General features: G+C 50.1%; 4 protein-coding genes. All 4 read left to right on the top strand.

What is annotated here, in order from left to right; genetic code table 11:
- Positions 1 to 59 precede the first annotated feature (59 nt).
- The 4 genes from KDK13_RS01715 to KDK13_RS01700 all read left to right on the top strand — a co-directional run bounded on the left by KDK13_RS01715 (position 60) and on the right by KDK13_RS01700 (position 3,216).
- The gene (locus tag KDK13_RS01715; protein WP_257283046.1) at positions 60 to 269 is read left to right on the top strand and encodes a hypothetical protein; all 210 of its coding nucleotides are present in this window, start codon (positions 60 to 62) and stop codon (positions 267 to 269) included.
- A 168-nt stretch (positions 270 to 437) separates the two neighbouring features.
- Complete coding sequence (locus KDK13_RS01710; protein ID WP_257283045.1) at positions 438 to 1,826, top strand: hypothetical protein; 1,389 nt, start codon at positions 438 to 440, stop codon at positions 1,824 to 1,826.
- Between the two features lie 7 nt (positions 1,827 to 1,833).
- On the top strand, positions 1,834 to 3,039 hold the full coding sequence (locus KDK13_RS01705; RefSeq protein WP_257283044.1) for a hypothetical protein: 1,206 nt from the start codon (positions 1,834 to 1,836) through the stop codon (positions 3,037 to 3,039).
- A gap of 18 nt (positions 3,040 to 3,057) precedes the next feature.
- The gene (locus KDK13_RS01700) at positions 3,058 to 3,216 is read left to right on the top strand and encodes a hypothetical protein (RefSeq protein WP_257283043.1); all 159 of its coding nucleotides are present in this window, start codon (positions 3,058 to 3,060) and stop codon (positions 3,214 to 3,216) included.
- The last annotated feature ends 390 nt before the right edge of the window (positions 3,217 to 3,606 follow it).

The following is a 3,606-nucleotide window of genomic DNA, read 5'->3' as shown; positions in this document are numbered from 1 at the left end:
ACCAAGCCTGGGCGGCCCCACCTGTTCCCTGAGCTACGGACTGTGAAACAGAAACATTCTTGAGCGATCAAGAACCCTCGTCCGATAGGGCGGGGAGTGTCAGCACCTGCCAGGAAAGCCTTTGCCGCTATGCAGAAGACGCTGCTGCTTCGAATCAGGAGGTGAATATTGTCTATTCGGATTTTTGGGACTCCAGCGAGAGTCTGATCGAAGCCGAAGTCTATAAAATTTGGGTTGAAGCGGTTGAAGCGGTTGACGCTGCAGAGTAGACACACCTGAACGCATTGCCGGAAAATATCATCATTGCCAACGCAAAGATTTGATGATGATTAAGTGATGTCAGTGAACGGTCACGATAACGGGGTGAATGTCCTGTGAACCTTTTTGAGGAATGAGTGTCGTAAGGAGTAAAAATTCTCATTGCAGAAAGCAATCCGATGCAAAGCCGTTTGAGCTATGGCACAGCTGGTGACATTTCTCCGATTACTCCGGTAGTCGACCGTGGCGGCGATGGCCTGCAAAACGGCTTTGATCCAAGCGCTGGTCAGCAGGGTACCCAAAGGCAAAAGGGCACTGAAAAGCGTTGTCGTGTAAATGCGCGGCTGGTCGATAACGTCGCTGACGCCCGCAATGAGGTTGCCGCGACGTTGGCTTGTCAGGATACGATGGCTGCTGGGCAGGGCAGTAGGAAAGGGATCAGCGTTACTGCAAGGGTGGTGAGCCATTGTGTGCCTCACAGCGTTGATAGTGAAGCTACGGCAACAGCCCCGCCACACGGGCTACAGTCCGGTGTCGTGCAGTCGGCAACAAATCAGGGTAATGATGGTAATACCGGTTTTTTCTACTGGCTTGACCGCTTTCTGACTATACCCCTGGATCGGTTCATTGTACCGGGTGAAGACGTCAGGGAAATGTTTACAAACTTTGACCCCCGTGTAGCTGATTGCAAGTGGACCGTTAATAAACTGCTGTCTGTGGGTTCGAAACGAGTGCTGGATAGCCATGTGGCTGCCTGGCTGAACAAGAAACAAGACCGGAACCAGATAACAAGAAACCTGCTGAGCCTGCAAAAAGATAAGTCTGTGGAGTTGACAGTCTATTTCCGAAACTGGGTGTTGCTGAAATGCTACAGCGATATGCTTCGCGGTGAGCCGGTTACCAAAACTGACCGGCAGCATCTGGTACAGGCCCTGAATCAAAGTGTGTTGAATGACTTTGCTGAGTTAACCGATAAAGCCAGCACGATGATAGATTTTTATTCATTAAGTTTGCTCTATTTTATGGGGGGATTGCCGTATTTTGAGGATGGCGTTAATTACCACAAGGGTATTACCTTGCTGAGTTATTGCCCAACAATACTCAGGGAAATGTATTTCTATTTGTCCCCTGTCAGCTTTTCTCCCTACGATTATGTTCGGTTTGCTCCGGTGAGCATCAGGTCCGTGTTTCCCCAACAGCCCAATGTGCCACCAGAAACCAGACTTGGTGCCGCAATGCAGGTGATGGTGATGTCTTATTTGCAGCAGTTGAACGATCACTTATGGGGAGTCGAACGTTATAAATGCTCGCGATGGTTCCCTGAACCAGAGTTAAGTTCTGAACTTTTCCCGATCGTCAATGATTTGGTTGCAGAGTGTGTGTTGTTTACCGCAACCATAAACCCCAAAATAAAAAAGTCATGGAAGTGCAGAATGCGGGAAATTGACAAAAGGTTTCAAGCAGCCATTGATCATCTCACCCCAAAAGCAAACAACCAGGGGGGGGGGAGATATTCGTGCTTTTGTCAACTGTCTTCAGGCAGAAATCCATCACTATGTATATGTTGATTCACCAATGTATAGCTGGAAAGTCGCCAACTTTTATTGCAATGCCGCACAAGTGTCCCCTAATCACTGGTCAAGTGCTTATATCTTTTTCCTGAAAGCCTGCAAGTGGGAGTTGGCTGCCAATGCGGCTGCTGAATATGCCCGGTATTATCTGGAGACAAGTCCTCTGCTGGCTGAATACTGGAGTGATACCAGTGAGCGGGCCAGGGAGCTGGCTGCATTTCCGGCAGCACCAAAAGGGCAGGCAGCGGCTTCAGACAGAGACTACGATTTTGACGCCGTTCTGCGACAGTTTTCTGAAGAAGTAGCAAAGTCTGCCACGCTGACGGCGGGGCTTGCCAGGAAAAAGGGCAGGAAACGTAATGGCCGAAATAGTATCCCTGAGCCTGTTAATCAGTCAGGGCGTGATGCCATTCAATCACCATCTTCGGGTGGGGATGGGGCGGGTAGGGCTGGACGGCACAAGCCACCGGCGATAAAGCCCGGTCATCACAAAGTTTCGCCGGTGACCAGGGCCGTCCGATCCGGGGAAAGCAGTTCTGCCTGGCCTGCGTCTGATTGCCAGGGTTTCCAGATCCAGTCGGCCAGGGGGCCCATAAAGCCCTTTGAAAAATTGCTTTCCCGACACTGGAATCCGATTGTTGTGCAGACACTCCGGTGTATTCGGGCGGCCAGGGCCAGGTCCGATATCACCGGTGAGCGGCAGATATACCAGAAGTTGTTGAATCATCCTCTGTTGAAAACCTGTATTGGCATTGAGCGAGTCTGGGAGGAGTGTGCATGGACCGAGTTGCATCAGTTTGATGATTTTTTTCGCTCGGCTCTCATTCCCGATGCACCGATGAGACAGAAGGCCAGGCAATGGGTGTTGGATGCCCGGAGTAAATTTATTGTACCGTCACTGATGTATTGTCTGGAAAATGATCAGATTGGTTTGGTAAAAGATCAGACGACCCCTGATTTGGACCCTGATTTCATCTGGAATGCGGTGCAGGCAATGCTGCAGAAACAGGAAATTGCCAGCGATCTCAAGGTAGATGCTGAAGTCAGGTTCAGGCTGCGTTGTCTGTTCAGTTCCATGGGGCATACATACAGTCTCTGGGCGATGACCGATTCATCCAATGCTGACCAACACAGGCAAAGGGCACAGATATGGTATGGATACAAAAGAATCGATCCGGGTTATGTATGGGCCAGCAAAAATCCTGAATAGTGTCTACAGTCAAATGCTATGACTCTTTTGGAAAAAGCACCTGTGCCTGCCACTCAGCTTTCTCACCGGCAACTGCTCCAGCGGTTACAGGCGCTGTTGCAGGAACAGGGATCTGTCGCTGAATCCCTGAAACGGGAAAACGCATCTCTCAAACATCAGCTGGACTGGTTTAAATAACCGTTTTTTGGTGAAAAGTTTGGTGAAAAGTTTGGTGAAAAGTCTGAAAAACGGTTGATCGACAATCCGAATCAATTCGCACTTGGCGAGATCCTCCAGGACGTTGGGCCTGTGCAGCCCCAGAAACGGAAACCATTACCTGCGAGCGCAGAAAAAAACATCGACCTGATGGCTGTGTCACTGACCAGGGATTACGCTTCACAGAAGGCGTACCGGTTGAACTGATTCATATCCCTGCACCTGAAATGCAGGGTGAAAATGCCGACCAGTATGAAATCTAGAGGAATTTGAAGGTGTGTTACCTAGGAGCCTGTCCGAGAATAGACTGCCCTACGCGGCAACTGCTCCTGCGTTGCTCTAGCTCCTGCATCCATGCAGTCGTGCGGTGGC

The sequence above is a fragment of the Endozoicomonas sp. SESOKO1 genome, from assembly GCF_024606265.1.
GTDB lineage: Bacteria > Pseudomonadota > Gammaproteobacteria > Pseudomonadales > Endozoicomonadaceae > Endozoicomonas.
The sequence above is the reverse complement of the archived record's forward strand: the minus strand, read 5'-3'. Positions and strand labels throughout refer to the sequence as shown.